This is a genomic window from Microbacterium meiriae, assembly GCF_040686935.1.
GTDB lineage: Bacteria > Actinomycetota > Actinomycetes > Actinomycetales > Microbacteriaceae > Microbacterium > Microbacterium meiriae.
On the sequence record NZ_JBFBMF010000004.1, the window covers coordinates 172,465 to 186,243 of the forward strand.

Here is a 13,779-nt window from a genome sequence, read left to right on the forward strand (position 1 = left end):
ATGTCCCGTTACCTCCTCACCTGCACTCCCGCTCACGGGCACGTGCTCCCGCTGCTGCAGGTCGCCAGGCACCTGGTCGCGGGCGGGCACGAGGTCCTCTTCCTCACGAGCAGCCGCTACGAGGAGCGGGTGACAGCGGCCGGTGCGCTGTTCCGCCCGCTGCCCGCGGAGGCCGACGTCGATCTCGACGACGCGAACGGCGCGTTCCCCGAGCGCGAAGGTCTCACCGGGGCGGCCGCGCTCCGTTTCGATATGAGCACCCTCTTCATCCGCCCGGGTCGAGCTCAGCTCGAGGCCGTGCGCGTCGAGCTGGCGCGGAACCGCATCGACGCGGTCCTCACCGAACCGCTGTTCGTCGGTGCGGCGCTGCTGCAGCGGTTGCCGAAGGCCGAGCGGCCCCCGGTCGTGGTCCTCGGGATCTTCCCGCTCGGCGCTCGCAGCGTCGACACGGCCCCGTTCGGGCTCGGAGTCACGCCGATGCCCGGGCCGTTCGGACGCGTGCGCAACGCCTTCCTGCGTCTGGTGGCGGAGCGCGTGATCTTCGGGGGCGTGCAGAAGGAGGCGGATGCCATGGCGCGCGAGGCGGTCGGCCGCGATCTCGGCGGATTCGTGCTCGACTGGGCGGGCCGCGCCGACGCGTACGTGCAGTTCTCGGTTTCCGCGTTCGAATACCCACGGTCCGACCTCCCGGCGTCTGTGCATTTCGCCGGGCCCCTTCCGGCCGCGCCGTCGACGGCACCGCTGCCGGACTGGTGGTCCGACCTTGACGGTCGGCGGCCCGTGATCCACGTCAGTCAGGGCACCATCGCCAACGCGGACTTCGGTCAGCTCGTGCTTCCCACGATCGCCGGGCTCGCCGCGACCGACGCCCTTGTGGTGGTATCCACCGGCGGCCGTCCTGTCGACGCGCTCCCGGCGGAGCTGCCGGCGAACGTCCGGGTCGCCGAGTACTTGCCCTACGACCGGCTGCTGCCGGAGATCGACGTGTTCGTCACCAACGGCGGCTTCGGCGGGGTGCAGCAGGCCCTGGCCCAGGGCGTCCCGCTGGTGGTCGCGGGTCAGACGGAGGACAAGGTCGAGGTCTCCGCCCGAGTCGGGTGGACCGGCGTCGGCATCAACCTGCGGACGAATGCGCCGAAGCCGGGACAGGTCGCCGCGGCCGTGCACCGGGTGCTCGTCGAGCCGGCGTTCCGCGACCGCGCACGGCAGGTCGGAGAGGCGATGCGCGCTGCGGACGCCTGGCAGACGCTCGACGCGGTCCTGGCGGGGGAGGCCACTCGGGCCGCACCAGACAGCGCGATGCACCGCTGACTGCCGCGCGGGAAAGTGCATTCCCGCGCATGAACGCAACCGGGTGCAACGTCCGCCGGTATACCATCCGGGTATCGCCACGCAGCGTCAGTCCCCAGCTGACCACGGGCGCGACGGTCGAACCGTCAATGCGGAGGGAACGTCGAATTCCTTTCGATCCCGAGGGGGGATGGGGTGGGCGTCGGCTCCCCAGAACGACACCCACCCCCACATCGGACTCGTCGTCAGTTCCAGCGGCTGAGCATCCAGAAGACCGCGAAGCCGATCACCACGAGGATCGGCACCCACGTGCCCGTGCGCTTGAGGCGCCGACCCTGCGGCGCGACCCCCGGCGGTGGGGTGATCATCCCCGCCGGCGGAGCGAACGGGAGAGCGTGGCCCCCGGGCGCCGCCGCGGCAGCGAGGCGGTCGTCGCGCCACCGCGCCCACTGGTCGAGCTTGGTCAGCAACGCGCCCACCGTTCCGAACAGCCAGGCCCACGTCGCCGGATCGAGTGTGGAGGCCCGGCGGGGCGTGTAGAGGAACAGCCAGTCGTCGACGATCTCGACGTCGAGCTGCGCGGCGTTGTCGATGAAGCGCGCCATGATGTCGGGCGTGAAGAGGTAGAGCGCGTCCTGCTCGTAGCCTTCGGGGCAGTAGAGGGTGAAGTGCTGATCGAAGTCGCCCTCGAGCGACAGACGCTGCGCCCGTTGGAACGATGCCGGCAGGTTGGAGCCGAAGCCGTTGTTGCCCTTCGCGTCGAGCACGATGTTCGGCAGGGGCACATCCAGCTTCACGGCGACGTAGCCCCAGCGATACGTCGTCGAGTTCTTCCCGGACTGCACCGTGTACTGGTAGTTGCCGAACTCCACGAACCGCGGGTGGGTTCCGCGGACGAGGTCGGTGGCCAGGCGCGAACGGCCGAGGTGGAAGATCATTCCGGGCAGCGGCGGATCGTCCACGCGGGACTCGTACGTCATGCCGTTGGCCTGGGCGAACCGGTGCAGGCGGTACCGAGCGGTGCGCGCGTTGCGGACGCCCATCCAGACGAGCACACCCACCCCCGCCGCCACCAGGAGCAGGAGGGCGAGCGGGATCGCCGCGGAGGCGGGGGACCCACTGCCCGCTGCCAGCGCCACCACCACGGAGGCGAGGATCGGGAGCAGCACGACTCCGGCGATCGCCACGGCTACGACGGCGATGATCGACGACACCGCCATGCCGGTCGTCCGCCGGGACCGGAGCTCCGCCGTGAAGGCGCGGACGGCGGCCGGGTCGACCGGATCGGTGAGGGGACGCGCGTCGAACGACGCCGACGCCTGCGGAGACGTCATCGGTTGACCTCGTCGGCGTCCCAGGTGAGGTCGGCGCCCTCGCGAAGCGCCTTCGCCTCCAGACGTTCGTCCATGCAGATCGCGCGGACGAGGTCGGGCGAGCCCGCGACGATCGTGGAGTCGTAGTCGATCTCCGAGACCATCACCCACGTGCGATCCTTCGGCCAGAGGATGTTCGGGCTCTGCGCGGAGGGCGGGAAGCCGTGCTCCTCGCCCACCCGGTCGCGCCACGGCACGCCGAGCACCCAGGCCGGATCGATGAAGTCCCTGGCGCCGCCGGAGAACAGCACGTAGTCGCGCCCGGGGAGCTGCAGCCGCGGCCCTTCGGAGATCTCGCGCGAGAGGATGCCGTCCTGCCAGGTGGGCTTCCGGAAGACGTTGTTGAACGGGTCGTGGATGCTCCGGTCGAGCATCGCCTGATGGTTCGGGTCGTCGCTGAACGTGAGGAACGCGCGGGACGGGCCGTCGCCGAAGAACCCGACGAGGGCGCCGAACCCGTCCCAGAGCGCGACGACCCCGTCGTCCGGGGTCGCGGTGTGGGCGGCGAGGTGCCCGGCCAGGATCGACACGAGGTCGCTGTCGAGCGCACCCTCGAGCGGCGCCGTGAACTCGCGGCCGTCCGGAGCGATGCGGGTCCGCCAATCGGCGTCGACGGGAGTCCGTACGATCCGGTGCCACTGCGCCTCCGCGTGCATCGTCGTGCCGAAGGCGGCGGCGGTCTGCGCCCAGCTGACGCGTACCTCGGAATCCGCTGCCGTGGGACTCTCCCGCACGGTGGCGGGATGGAAGACCCGGGCGTACGCGGGGAAGCCGCGGGGGACGACCGCGTGCATGCTGCCCAGACCGTCGTCGAGGGTCTGGCGCAGCCACGCGCCGACGCCGGGGTCAGCGATCCACTCCATGCGACCACGGTACCGGCCGTGTCCGACGACGCGAGCCGCGGCCGTCGATCCCTCATAATCGAGGGGTGACTGCCACCGCGACCCTCCCTTCCCTCGACGGCCGACGCTTCCGCATGGTCTCGTCCACGACCTCCGCCGTCGACCCCGACGCCCCCAGCGTCTTCGAGTACTTCGAACGCGACGGCGCGATCTGGGGCGGCTACGAGGGCGACACGGTCACCTTCGGGAAGTTCGTGGGCACGCGTACCGGCGACACGATCTGGGTCTCGTTCGTCCACGTGCTCAAGGCCGACGGCACCGTCGTCACCGGGGACGGCGAGAGCGAGCTGGAGCTCACCGACGACGGCCGCATCCGTCTGGTCGAGCACTACGAGATGCACGGTCTCCCGCAGCTGAGCGTCGTCGAGGAGATCCCGGCCTCCTGACCTCAGCGCGGTGGGAGCGCATCCCGACCGGGGGAGGCCGGCGTCCACCGGGTCATCCCCAGCGGGACCTCGGTCTGCCGCTCCGGCAGGTCGCCGGGCAGCAGGTAGGGCCGCCGGATCACCTCGTCGAGCACGACGACGCTGACCACGGTCCGCACCTCCGGAAGCTGCGCGATGACCCCCGTCGAGAACTCGTGCACGCCGCTCACGTCGACGGCGCGGATGAGCAGCATCGCGTCGTGCTCGCCGGTCGTGATCGCGCACCATTCCACGTCCGGCATCTCGATGATGCGCTCCCGGAACGAGGCCCAGGCCTGCGGCATCACCGTGACGAAGACGAGCGCCCCGATCGACAGCCCGGCCTTCGCCTGATCAACGCGCGCGCTGAATCCGGTGATGACGCCGTCGTGCACGAGCGACTCGACACGTGTGTAGGCGCTGGCCCGCGAGATGCCGACCTTCTCGGCCAGCGCGGCGATCGAGACGCGACCGTTATCGCGCAGCACATCGAGGATTCTGTACGCCGTCTCATCCAAAGGGGCGGCACTTCGTCCAGATTGCTTCGACGGATCCGCGTCCTTGCTGGACATATTGCTCCTCACATCCGAGGTTCTCGACAATGCGTGCCTGTGTGACGCGCACTTGCTGGACACATCGTCGCATATGATGCGAATCTGATCCCCGGTCGTCCACATCGGTGGCGACCGGACCCGAATGTACTCCTCGCCCTTGGAGGCCCTGATGTCGTCACGCCGTATCACGCCGGTCATCGCGCTCGGAGCCGTCGCGCTCCTGGCGCTCGCAGGTTGCTCGGGAGGGAACTCGGCGAACAACTCCGAGTCGTCCCAGGGCTCCGACTCCCTCGTCATCGACACCGCGTTCTCGATCGAGACGACCGACCCCGGTCACACCTACGACCCGACCGGCAACATGATCGCGAAGGCGCTGTACGAGACCCTCGTCGACTTCGAGGGCTCCGACGTCTCGACCCCGGTCCCTGGCCTGGCGTCGTGGGAGCAGAACGACGAGGCGACGGAGTTCACCTTCACGCTCGACGGCGACCGCGTGTTCTCCGACGGCTCGCCCATCGAGGCGAAGGACGTCGTGTTCTCGCTGCAGCGCATCCAGGGGATGGCAGACGCCAAGCCCAACTTCCTGCTCGGCGGCCTCACGATCGAGGAGGTCGACGACAAGACCATCCGGTTCACCTCGGAGACCCCGCTGCTGCAGCTCCCCGCGATCCTCGCGAACCCGGCGCTCGGCATCGTCAACGCCGACGTCGTCATGGAGAACGGCGGGACCACTGACGGCTCCGACAGCGCCCAGGGCTTCCTCGACGGCGAGTCCGCCGGATCCGGCCCCTTCGTGCTGGACACGCTCGACCTCAGCTCGCAGGTCGTCCTCACCCGCAACGACGAGTACAACGGCGACGAGGAGTCGGCCTACAGCCGCGTCGTCGTGCGCAACGTCTCGGAGAGCGCGACCCAGCTCGCCAACCTCAAGGGCGGCGACTCGATGGTCGCGATGGACCTCAACGGCGACCAGGTCGCGGGCCTCGGCGACGACATCAGCGTCGACTCGGTCCCCTCCGGCCAGACCATCTTCCTGCTGCTCAACCAGGGCGAGGCCGGCGGTGACCTCGCGAACGTGAAGATCGCGGAGGCCATCCGCTACGCGCTCGACTACGACGCGCTGCTCGAGCTCGCGGGCGCCGGCGCCGTGCAGGCCACCGGCGTCATCCCGCCCGGGTTCGAGGGTGCCCTCGACAGCGGCGTGGAGCAGGACCTCGACAAGGCGAAGGCCGCGCTGGAGGAGGCCGGCTACACCGGTCAGACCCTCAAGCTGCAGTTCCCGAACGACTACCCGGTCGGCGGCGTGGAGTTCACCCCGCTCGCGGAGCGCATCCAGGCGCAGCTCGAGGACGCCGGCATCGCCGTCGACCTCGCTCCTGCACCGTTCGCGACCGAGCTCGACGCGTACGTCAACGGCACCGAGGGCTTCGGCCTCTGGTTCTGGGGTCCGGACTACGCCGACTCCGCGAACTTCCTGCCCTTCGCGCCCGGTCTGAAGGTCGGCCTCCGCGCCGGCTGGGCGGCCGAGGCGAACCCGGAGATCGCGGGCATCGCCGCCGGTGCGGCCGCGGCGACCGACGCCGAGCAGCGCACCGAGGCCTTCACGGAGTTCGCCGAGGCCATGCAGGCCGAGGGCCCGTTCGTGCCGCTGATCGTCCCCGGTCGCAACATCTCCTCCGCCTCCAGCGTGTCCGGCGCCGTCTACAACTCCGTGTGGGAGATGGACATCGCCGAGATCACGCCCGCCGGCTGATCGGACGACTCATGACGACAGTGGCCGTGCAGAGGCAGGCGCAGCGGCGCCGCTCGCCTCTCGTCGGGTACCTGCTGCGGCGGGCCGGGACCTCTCTGCTCCTGTTGGTGGGCGTGACCATCGTCACGTTCGCGCTCACCAACCTGGTGCCGGGAGACCCGGTCTCGGCCGCGCTCGGCGAGGGCGCGTCGCAGAACCCCGCGACGCGCGAGGCGTTCATCACGGCGAACGGTCTCGACCAGCCACTGTTCGTGCAGTACTTCATCTATATGGGGAACCTGCTCCGCGGGGACCTCGGTACGTCGCTGGTGACCGGACGCCCGGTCACCAGCGACCTCGCCACCGCCGTGCCCGCGACGATCGAGATCGCGATCAGCGCGATCATCGTCAGCCTCGCGGTCAGCATCGTGCTCGGCACGCTCGCGGCCTACCGTCGCGGACTCGTCACCGACCAGGTCATCCGCGTCGTCACGCTCGTCGGGCTCAGCGTCCCGACCTTCTGGCTCGCGCTGGTCAGCTTCTACGTGTTCTTCCTGGAGCTGCGCATCGCGCCGGGCTCCGGACGCATCTCGCCGTCGATCACCCCGCCGCCCCGTGTGACCGGGCTCTACACGGTCGACTACCTCCTCAACGGCGACGCGGTGGGCTTCTTCGACGCCCTCGCGCACCTCGCGCTGCCGGTCATGGTGCTCTCGCTCGTGACCATCGGACTGCTCACCCGCTTCATCCGCACCTCGGTGCTCGAGGTCCTCGGCAGCGACTACGTGCGCGCGGCCCGTGCCAAGGGCCTGCCGGCCATGCGCGTCATCCTCGACTACGTGCTCCGGGGTGCCTCGCTGCCGATCCTCACGGTGGTCGGCGTGGCCTTCGGAGCCCTGCTCTCTGGAACCGTGCTCGTCGAGTCGGTGTTCGCCTGGCCGGGGCTGGGCACGTACGCCTACAACTCCGCCGCGAACCTCGACCTGCCCGGCATCATGGGCGTTGGCCTCGTGGTCGGCGTCATCTACCTCCTCATCAACTTCATCGTGGACCTGCTCTACGGCGTGCTCGACCCGAGAGTGAGGATCGCATGAGCCGCATCGCCGCAGCGACCCCCGCCGGACGCTTCCGCTTCCGCTGGCCGGGCGCCTGGCGCACCCCGCTCGGCATCATCGGCACCGTCATCGCCGGTGCGTGGATCATCGTCGCCTTCACCGCGCAGTGGTGGGTGCCCTACCCGCCGAACGCGCAGGTGCTGCCCCGTCTGCAGGCGCCGGGCATCGACACGATCCTCGGCACCGACGGCAACGGCCGCGACATCTTCTCCCGATTGATGACCGGCGCGACGGTGAGTCTGCCGCTCGCGCTCATGCTCGTGATCGCCGCCCTCATCATCGGCACCCTCGTCGGCGCGGTCGCCGGGTACTTCGGGCGCGCCGTCGACGAGACGCTCATGCGCATCACGGACCTGTTCATGGCGTTCCCGACCGTGATCCTCGCGATGGTGGTCGCGGCCTCGCTCGGCCCCTCGCTGTTCAACGCCGTCATCGCCGCGATCGTGGTCTCGTGGCCGCAGTACGCCCGCGTCACCCGCAGCATCGTGCTCGGTCTCCGCGGACAGAACTACGTGATCGCGGGCCGCCTGCTCGGACACTCGCCGGTGCGCACCCTGTTCGTCGACATCCTCCCGAACATCGCCGGCCCGGTCCTGGTGCTCGCGACACTCGACATCGGGGCGGCGATCCTGCTGCTCTCCGGCCTCTCCTTCCTCGGCCTGGGGGCGCAGCCGCCGACGGCCGAGTGGGGGTCGATGATCTCCGGTGCGATGCAGAACTTCGATGCCTGGTGGCTCGGAGTCTTCCCCGGTCTCGCGATCCTCACGGTGGTGCTCGCGTTCAACTTCCTCGGAGACGCGATGCGCGACGTGCTCGACCCGACCGCCGAGATCGCCCACGAGAAGCAGGCGGAGCACACGGCTTCCGCGACGGGGGTGCCCGCATGACCGCGCACAGCACGGCGACGCTGAGCATCCGCGACCTCACGATCGACATCGGCCGTCCGCTGGTCAAGGGCGTGTCCCTGGAACTCGAACCGGGGCGCATCCACGGCCTCGCGGGGGAGTCCGGCTCCGGCAAGACGCTCACCTCCCTCGCCGTGCTCGGCCTGCTGCCGCGACAGGCGAAGACCGGCGGCTCGATCCTGCTCGCGGGGGAGGAGCTCGTCGGTCGCAACCGCCGGGGGCTCAACCGCATCCGCGGGAAGCGCATCGCGATGGTCTTCCAGGATCCGTCGGCCTCGCTGCACCCGCAGCTGCCAGTCGGCCGTCAGCTCACCGATCACATGCGCGTGCATCTCGGGCTCAAGGGCGCCGCTGCGCGCGAGCGGGCGGTGGAGCTGCTCCAGACCGTGCAGGTGCCGAATCCGGCCGAGGCGTTGAAGCGGTATCCGCATCAGTTCTCCGGCGGGCAGCGGCAGCGCATCGCGATCGCGTGCGCCCTCGCGTGCGATCCGGAGGTGCTGCTCGCGGACGAGCCGACGACCGCCCTCGACGTGACGGTGCAGGCCGGCATCCTGAAGCTGCTGCGCGACCTCGCGATCGAGCGGAACCTCGCCGTCCTGCTCGTGACCCACGACCTGGGCGTGATGAGCGCGATCGCCGACACGGTCGCCGTCATGAAGGATGGTCGCATCGTGGAGCTCGCCGACCGGGAGACGCTGTTCCGCGCTCCGCAGCACGAGTACACCCGCATGCTGCTCGCGGCCCTGCCGGGATCGCGCATCGATGAGAGCCCGGAGGAGGCCGCGGATGAGTGAGGTCAGCGTCCTCGACGCGCGCGACGTGGTGGTGCGGTATCCGGGCACCCCGCCCGTGATCGCGGTGGACGGCGTCTCGCTGAGTGTCGCGGCGGGAGAGACGGTCGCCCTCGTGGGCGAGTCCGGCAGCGGCAAGTCGAGCCTGGCCCGCGCTGTCGTCGGCATCGAGAAGACCGCCGGCGGGACGGTGTCGTTCCGCGGAGCCCCCGTCGCGCCGCTGGGGATCCGTCGTCGTGACACGGCGCTCACGGGCATCCAGATGGTCTTCCAGGACCCGGCGACCTCGCTGAACCCGCGCCGGCGGATCGGCGACCAGATCTCCGACGGCATCGCGACCGCCCGCGCGCGCGGTGCCGCCGGTTCCACCGTGGAGGAGTGGCTGGAGCGGGTCGGACTGCCCGCTGAGGTGCGCACCCGCTTCCCGCATCAGTTCTCCGGCGGCCAGAAGCAGCGCATCGCGATCGCCCGAGCGCTCGCCGCGCGGCCCTCGCTGCTCGTCGCCGATGAGCCGATCTCCGCGCTCGACGCGTCCACCCAGACGAGTGTCGCGGGGCTCATGCGCGACCTCGTGGCCGAGTCCGGCGCCGGGATGCTCTTCATCTCCCACGACCTCGCCGTCGTGCGCCGCATCGCCGACCGCACGTTCGTGATGTTCGGCGGGAGGGTGCTCGAATCAGGGCCGACCGCTGAACTCTGGGCGGTGCCGCGGCACCCCTACACGCAGGCGCTGCTCGCCGCGATCCCGGAGCCCGACGGCACCGGCCGCATCCCCGATGCCCCCTCCGCCGACGACCGCGCGGTCTGGGCCGAGGTGCCTCCCGTCGCCTACTGAGGCCGGATACAGCGAAGGGCCGGAGCATGCACCCCGGCTCTTCGCGTGTCTCGTGCGATCAGAGCGGCGCGACGATGTCCTGCTTCACGTCCCACTCGGTGATCTCGAGCGCGACGTCGACCGACTGCCCCTGGACGGTCGCGGAGCTGGTCGAGGCGAGGTTGACGTAGTCCTCGGTGACCTCGAACACGACCTCGACGGGCGTGCCCGCCTGCTCGACGGTGCCGCTGACGAGGTAGACCTTCTGGCCGAGGCGCTCGCCGGTGCCGGTCACGGTGAAGTCACCCGTGATGGCCTTCGCCGTCTCGGCGGGGTCCATCGCGGTGACCTCCTTCGCGGTGGTGCTGAGGCCCGCGATGATCGGGTCGCTCGACGACGGGTCGGCGGTCTGCCAGTCGCTCGACGGCGACTTCACCCAGACGTCGTCGCCGATCGCGACGATCGAGCCCATCGGGGAGAGCGACTCCAGCGCCTTCTCGGACGGGTTGAAGCGCGTGGTGGACTCCATGCCCATCACGACGGTCTTGGCGGCGTAGCCGGCAGTGTCGGTCATGGCCTCGGCGATGCAGGCGCCGAGGGCAGAGCCGTCGACGGTGGCGCCGTCGGCGAGCTCGGGGCAGTCGGTGGACGGCGCTTCGGCCTCCTGCGACGCGGCCCCGCTCGGCTTCGACTCGGCCGGCTTGTCCGACGCTCCCGCCGAGCATCCGGTGAGCATGACGGCGGCGGCGAGTACGACGCCGACCCCCCACTTGTTGACGCGCATGGCGCCCCCCTCCAGGTCATGTGCCGATGACCGTCACCAGGCACGCCCTCCAGCATGCCAAGGACCGAGCGGATGTGCGGGAGGCGGTTCCGAGGAAACTCCGCTAGACTGTCGAGGTTGTCTGCCTTGCGGCGTCCATTCGGGATTCCACGGGCGGGCACGTGCACACACCCTCCTGCTCCCGGGAAAGCCCCGAGAGCCGTTCTAGTCCGAAGGAGGTGGGTAAGTGACGCACCAGTACGAACTCATGGTCATTCTGACCCCCGAGATCGACGAGCGCCAGGTCGCCCCGACGCTCGACAAGTTCCTGAAGGTCATCACCAACGATGGTGGCTCTATCGAGAACGTCGACATCTGGGGCAAGCGCCGTCTCGCCTACGAGATCCAGAAGAAGACCGAGGGCATCTACGCCGTCGTCAACTTCACCGCGACCAGCGCCGCCACGCAGGAGCTCGACCGTCAGCTCAAGCTGAACGAGCAGATCATGCGCACCAAGGTGCTCCGCGCTGAAGAGGCTCAGGCGATGATCGCTTCCGAGGCCAAGCGCTCCGAAGAGAAGGCTGCCCGCAAGGCCGCCAAGGCTGCGAAGGCCTAAGTCTCATGGCCGGCGAAACCGTCATCACCGTGGTGGGCAACCTCACCGCCGACCCCGAGCTGCGCTACACGCAGAACGGGCTGCCGGTGGCGAACTTCACCATCGCATCGACGCCTCGCAACTTCGACCGTGCCGCGAACGAGTGGAAGGACGGCGAAGCGCTGTTCCTCCGCGCCTCGGTGTGGCGTGAGTTCGCCGAGCACGTGGCGGGCTCGCTCACCAAGGGCATGCGCGTGATCGCGCAGGGTCGTCTGCGCCAGCGTTCCTACCAGGACCGCGAGGGCAACCAGCGCACCGCGATCGAGCTGGAGGTCGACGAGATCGGCCCCTCGCTGCGGTACGCGACCGCGCAGGTCACCCGTGCGGCCTCGGGCGGTGGCGGCGGGGGACAGTCCCGTCCCGCGCAGCAGCAGCAGGTGTCGGAGGAGCCGTGGTCCACGCCCGGCTCGTCGACCAGCGCCGACGCCTGGAGCACTCCGGGCAGCTTCGGCGACGACACCCCCTTCTGAAAACACTTCTTCACGGGTGGGTCCCTGAGCTTGTCGAAGGGCCGCACCCCGCTCATCACTAAGGAAAAACTATGGCTGGAAAGTCGAGCGGCGACCGCCGCAAGCCGCGGAAGGGTGGCAAGCCCACCGCTCCCGCGAAGTCCATCCGGGTCGGTGTCATCGATTACAAGGATGTCGCCACCCTTCGCAAGTTCGTCTCGGAGCGCGGCAAGATCCGCGCCCGTCGTATCACCGGTGTCTCGGTGCAGGAGCAGCGTCTGATCGCCACGGCGATCAAGAACGCGCGCGAAATGGCGCTCCTGCCCTACGCTGGCGCCGGCCGGTAAGGGGTATCGAGATGGCAAAGCTGATTCTCACGAACGAGGTCGCCGGGCTCGGTAGCGCCGGTGACGTGGTCGAGGTCAAGAACGGGTACGCCCGCAACTTCCTCATCCCGCAGGGCTTCGCTACGGCGTGGACCCGCGGTGGCGAAAAGCAGGTCGCATCGATCCAGGCCGCGCGTCAGGCACGCGCGATCCACGACCGCGACGAGGCTGTGGCCCTGAAGAACACCCTCGAGGGCACCAAGGTGCGCCTCGCGGTGAAGGCCGGCAAGGAAGGCCGTCTGTTCGGCTCGGTGAAGACCGCCGACGTCGCAGAGGCCGTCACGGCTGCGGGCCTCGGCTCGATCGACAAGCGCAAGGTGCACATCACCTCGCCCATCAAGGCGACTGGTGAGCACGAGGCGACCGTGCGTCTGCACGAGGACGTCACTGCCGTCATCACGCTGCAGGTCGTCGCCGCCAAGTAAGGCACCCGACCGGCCCTGCCTGTCGAACAGAACGCCCCCTGTCCTCCGGGACAGGGGGCGTTTCTGCGTCCGGACGCGGGTCAGGCGGCGGGGGTGCTGCCTGATTCCATCGTCTGGTCGATGAGGTGATGCCTCCGTCGACGCTGCGCGACGAGCGCCCACGCCAACGCCACGATGCCGAGGCCGAACACCGCACCGCCGACGAGGAGCGGGACGTTCAGCGGCTCCTCGCCACGGGCAGCGGCGGCGAGGGTGCACCCGGGAGCGTCCGCGTCGAACACCGAACCGGCCGCGATGCAGTCGTTCAGCACGGTGACCTGACGGGCATAGGCCTGATCGGTGTGGACGCTGATCTTCCCGTCCGCCCCCACCTCGCACGGGTTGTCCTCCGTGCACTTCTCCCCGTCGGTGTTACTCGAACCGTTCACCCCGACGATGGTCTTCCCGTCGGCGGCGACGAGGGCTTCCCCGGAGGTGCCGTGGTAGGTCTCGCAGTCCTCGTCCTTCGCCAGTCGCAGCGAGTCGGGCCGAGGGACCAGAGGCCGACGCGGTCACCGGCGGGACCGAGCACAGCTTCGGGGAGAACCGGGGCGATCCGCAGGCGTTCGCGCATGCGGCCGTCGACGCCGGAGCTGATCTGGTGGTCGGGCACGGTCCGCACGTCGTCCGGGGTGCGGAGTTCTACCGTGGCCGGCTCATCGCGGATGGACGAGCGCGGCCGATGGGACTTCCCGGGCAGTGCCGCCGTCGTCGACGCCGACGGGTTGATCGCCCCGCCGTGAGGATAGGCTGCTGGCCATGACGGACGACGTTCGCAATGTGCACGAGGCCCTGTCCACCATCCACGAGCACTGGCAGCCGCACCGGCTGACGAGCGTCAACGACTACGACGTCAAGGTCGTGAAGCTGCAGGGCGAGTTCGTCTGGCACACGCATCCCGAGACCGACGAGCTGTTCTTCGTGGTGAGCGGGCGCCTGACGATCCAGCTCCGCGACCGCGACGTCGTCCTGAACCCGAACGACGTGTTCGTCGTTCCTCGGGGGGTCGAGCATTGCCCGAAAGCCGAGGAAGAGGTGCAGGCGATCCTCTTCGAGCCGAAGGGCACGGTGAACACCGGAGACGCAGGCGGCGACATGACGGCGGAGCTCCAGGAGCTCGGCTAACCACCACATCCCGCGCACCTCGCCGAACGGGCGCACGGATGCCCCGCGGTGGGGGGA

At 69.7% G+C, this 13,779-nt stretch carries 18 protein-coding genes; 13 read left to right on the forward strand and 5 right to left on the reverse strand.

Annotated features, from left to right (window positions below; genetic code table 11):
* On the forward strand, window positions 1–1,311 hold the full coding sequence (locus AB0P08_RS14045) for a glycosyltransferase (RefSeq protein WP_363590256.1): 1,311 nt from the start codon (window positions 1–3) through the stop codon (window positions 1,309–1,311).
* A gap of 224 nt (window positions 1,312–1,535) precedes the next feature.
* Here the strand turns inward: AB0P08_RS14045 and AB0P08_RS14050 are convergent, their stop codons facing one another.
* Complete coding sequence (locus tag AB0P08_RS14050; RefSeq protein WP_363590257.1) at window positions 1,536–2,624, reverse strand: hypothetical protein; 1,089 nt, start codon at window positions 2,622–2,624, stop codon at window positions 1,536–1,538.
* The gene (locus AB0P08_RS14055; protein WP_363590258.1) at window positions 2,621–3,526 is read right to left on the reverse strand and encodes a hypothetical protein; all 906 of its coding nucleotides are present in this window, start codon (window positions 3,524–3,526) and stop codon (window positions 2,621–2,623) included. The genes AB0P08_RS14050 and AB0P08_RS14055 overlap by 4 nt, the downstream gene beginning before the upstream one ends.
* A 65-nt stretch (window positions 3,527–3,591) precedes the next feature.
* On the opposite strand from AB0P08_RS14055, the gene AB0P08_RS14060 reads away from it, so the two are divergent.
* On the forward strand, window positions 3,592–3,951 hold the full coding sequence (locus tag AB0P08_RS14060) for an avidin-fold protein (RefSeq protein ID WP_363590259.1): 360 nt from the start codon (window positions 3,592–3,594) through the stop codon (window positions 3,949–3,951).
* A gap of 2 nt (window positions 3,952–3,953) precedes the next feature.
* Here the strand turns inward: AB0P08_RS14060 and AB0P08_RS14065 are convergent, their stop codons facing one another.
* Entirely contained in the window at window positions 3,954–4,541 is a 588-nt protein-coding gene (locus AB0P08_RS14065; protein WP_234024180.1) for an Lrp/AsnC family transcriptional regulator, read from the reverse strand.
* A gap of 151 nt (window positions 4,542–4,692) precedes the next feature.
* Here AB0P08_RS14065 and AB0P08_RS14070 point away from each other — a divergent pair, with 151 nt between their 5' ends.
* Genes AB0P08_RS14070 through AB0P08_RS14090 form a run of 5 tightly spaced genes read left to right on the forward strand, consistent with a single transcriptional unit; the run spans window position 4,693 to window position 9,901 of the window.
* Window positions 4,693–6,276, forward strand: coding sequence for an ABC transporter substrate-binding protein (locus tag AB0P08_RS14070; RefSeq protein WP_259953775.1), 1,584 nt, complete (start codon window positions 4,693–4,695; stop codon window positions 6,274–6,276).
* An 11-nt stretch (window positions 6,277–6,287) separates the two neighbouring features.
* Complete coding sequence (locus tag AB0P08_RS14075) at window positions 6,288–7,349, forward strand: ABC transporter permease (protein ID WP_187662750.1); 1,062 nt, start codon at window positions 6,288–6,290, stop codon at window positions 7,347–7,349.
* The gene (locus AB0P08_RS14080; RefSeq protein ID WP_363590260.1) at window positions 7,346–8,257 is read left to right on the forward strand and encodes an ABC transporter permease; all 912 of its coding nucleotides are present in this window, start codon (window positions 7,346–7,348) and stop codon (window positions 8,255–8,257) included. Before AB0P08_RS14075 ends, AB0P08_RS14080 begins: the two co-directional genes overlap by 4 nt.
* Window positions 8,254–9,069, forward strand: a complete 816-nt coding sequence (locus AB0P08_RS14085; RefSeq protein ID WP_187662748.1) for an ABC transporter ATP-binding protein — start codon at window positions 8,254–8,256, stop codon at window positions 9,067–9,069. The genes AB0P08_RS14080 and AB0P08_RS14085 overlap by 4 nt, the downstream gene beginning before the upstream one ends.
* On the forward strand, window positions 9,062–9,901 hold the full coding sequence (locus tag AB0P08_RS14090; protein ID WP_363590261.1) for an ABC transporter ATP-binding protein: 840 nt from the start codon (window positions 9,062–9,064) through the stop codon (window positions 9,899–9,901). Before AB0P08_RS14085 ends, AB0P08_RS14090 begins: the two co-directional genes overlap by 8 nt.
* Window positions 9,902–9,959: 58 nt before the next feature.
* Here the strand turns inward: AB0P08_RS14090 and AB0P08_RS14095 are convergent, their stop codons facing one another.
* Complete coding sequence (locus AB0P08_RS14095) at window positions 9,960–10,664, reverse strand: hypothetical protein (RefSeq protein ID WP_363590262.1); 705 nt, start codon at window positions 10,662–10,664, stop codon at window positions 9,960–9,962.
* Between the two features lie 226 nt (window positions 10,665–10,890).
* Between AB0P08_RS14095 and rpsF the strand changes: the two genes are divergently transcribed.
* The 4 genes from rpsF (at window position 10,891) to rplI (ending at window position 12,558) form a co-directional block, all read left to right on the forward strand.
* Complete coding sequence (gene rpsF, locus AB0P08_RS14100) at window positions 10,891–11,259, forward strand: 30S ribosomal protein S6 (protein ID WP_021201450.1); 369 nt, start codon at window positions 10,891–10,893, stop codon at window positions 11,257–11,259.
* A gap of 5 nt (window positions 11,260–11,264) precedes the next feature.
* A complete protein-coding gene (locus tag AB0P08_RS14105; protein ID WP_025102815.1) occupies window positions 11,265–11,768 on the forward strand; it encodes a single-stranded DNA-binding protein in 504 nt (167 codons plus the stop codon).
* Between the two features lie 71 nt (window positions 11,769–11,839).
* The gene (rpsR, locus tag AB0P08_RS14110) at window positions 11,840–12,094 is read left to right on the forward strand and encodes a 30S ribosomal protein S18 (protein WP_017829850.1); all 255 of its coding nucleotides are present in this window, start codon (window positions 11,840–11,842) and stop codon (window positions 12,092–12,094) included.
* Window positions 12,095–12,105: 11 nt separating this feature from the next.
* Complete coding sequence (gene rplI, locus AB0P08_RS14115) at window positions 12,106–12,558, forward strand: 50S ribosomal protein L9 (RefSeq protein ID WP_187662744.1); 453 nt, start codon at window positions 12,106–12,108, stop codon at window positions 12,556–12,558.
* Between the two features lie 80 nt (window positions 12,559–12,638).
* Here the strand turns inward: rplI and AB0P08_RS14120 are convergent, their stop codons facing one another.
* Entirely contained in the window at window positions 12,639–12,986 is a 348-nt protein-coding gene (locus AB0P08_RS14120; protein ID WP_363590263.1) for a hypothetical protein, read from the reverse strand.
* Between the two features lie 212 nt (window positions 12,987–13,198).
* Between AB0P08_RS14120 and AB0P08_RS14125 the strand changes: the two genes are divergently transcribed.
* Both AB0P08_RS14125 and AB0P08_RS14130 read left to right on the forward strand, forming a co-directional pair.
* Window positions 13,199–13,360, forward strand: a complete 162-nt coding sequence (locus tag AB0P08_RS14125) for a hypothetical protein (RefSeq protein ID WP_363590264.1) — start codon at window positions 13,199–13,201, stop codon at window positions 13,358–13,360.
* Entirely contained in the window at window positions 13,357–13,722 is a 366-nt protein-coding gene (locus AB0P08_RS14130; RefSeq protein ID WP_062637798.1) for a cupin domain-containing protein, read from the forward strand. The genes AB0P08_RS14125 and AB0P08_RS14130 overlap by 4 nt, the downstream gene beginning before the upstream one ends.
* Window positions 13,723–13,779: the final 57 nt, after the last annotated feature.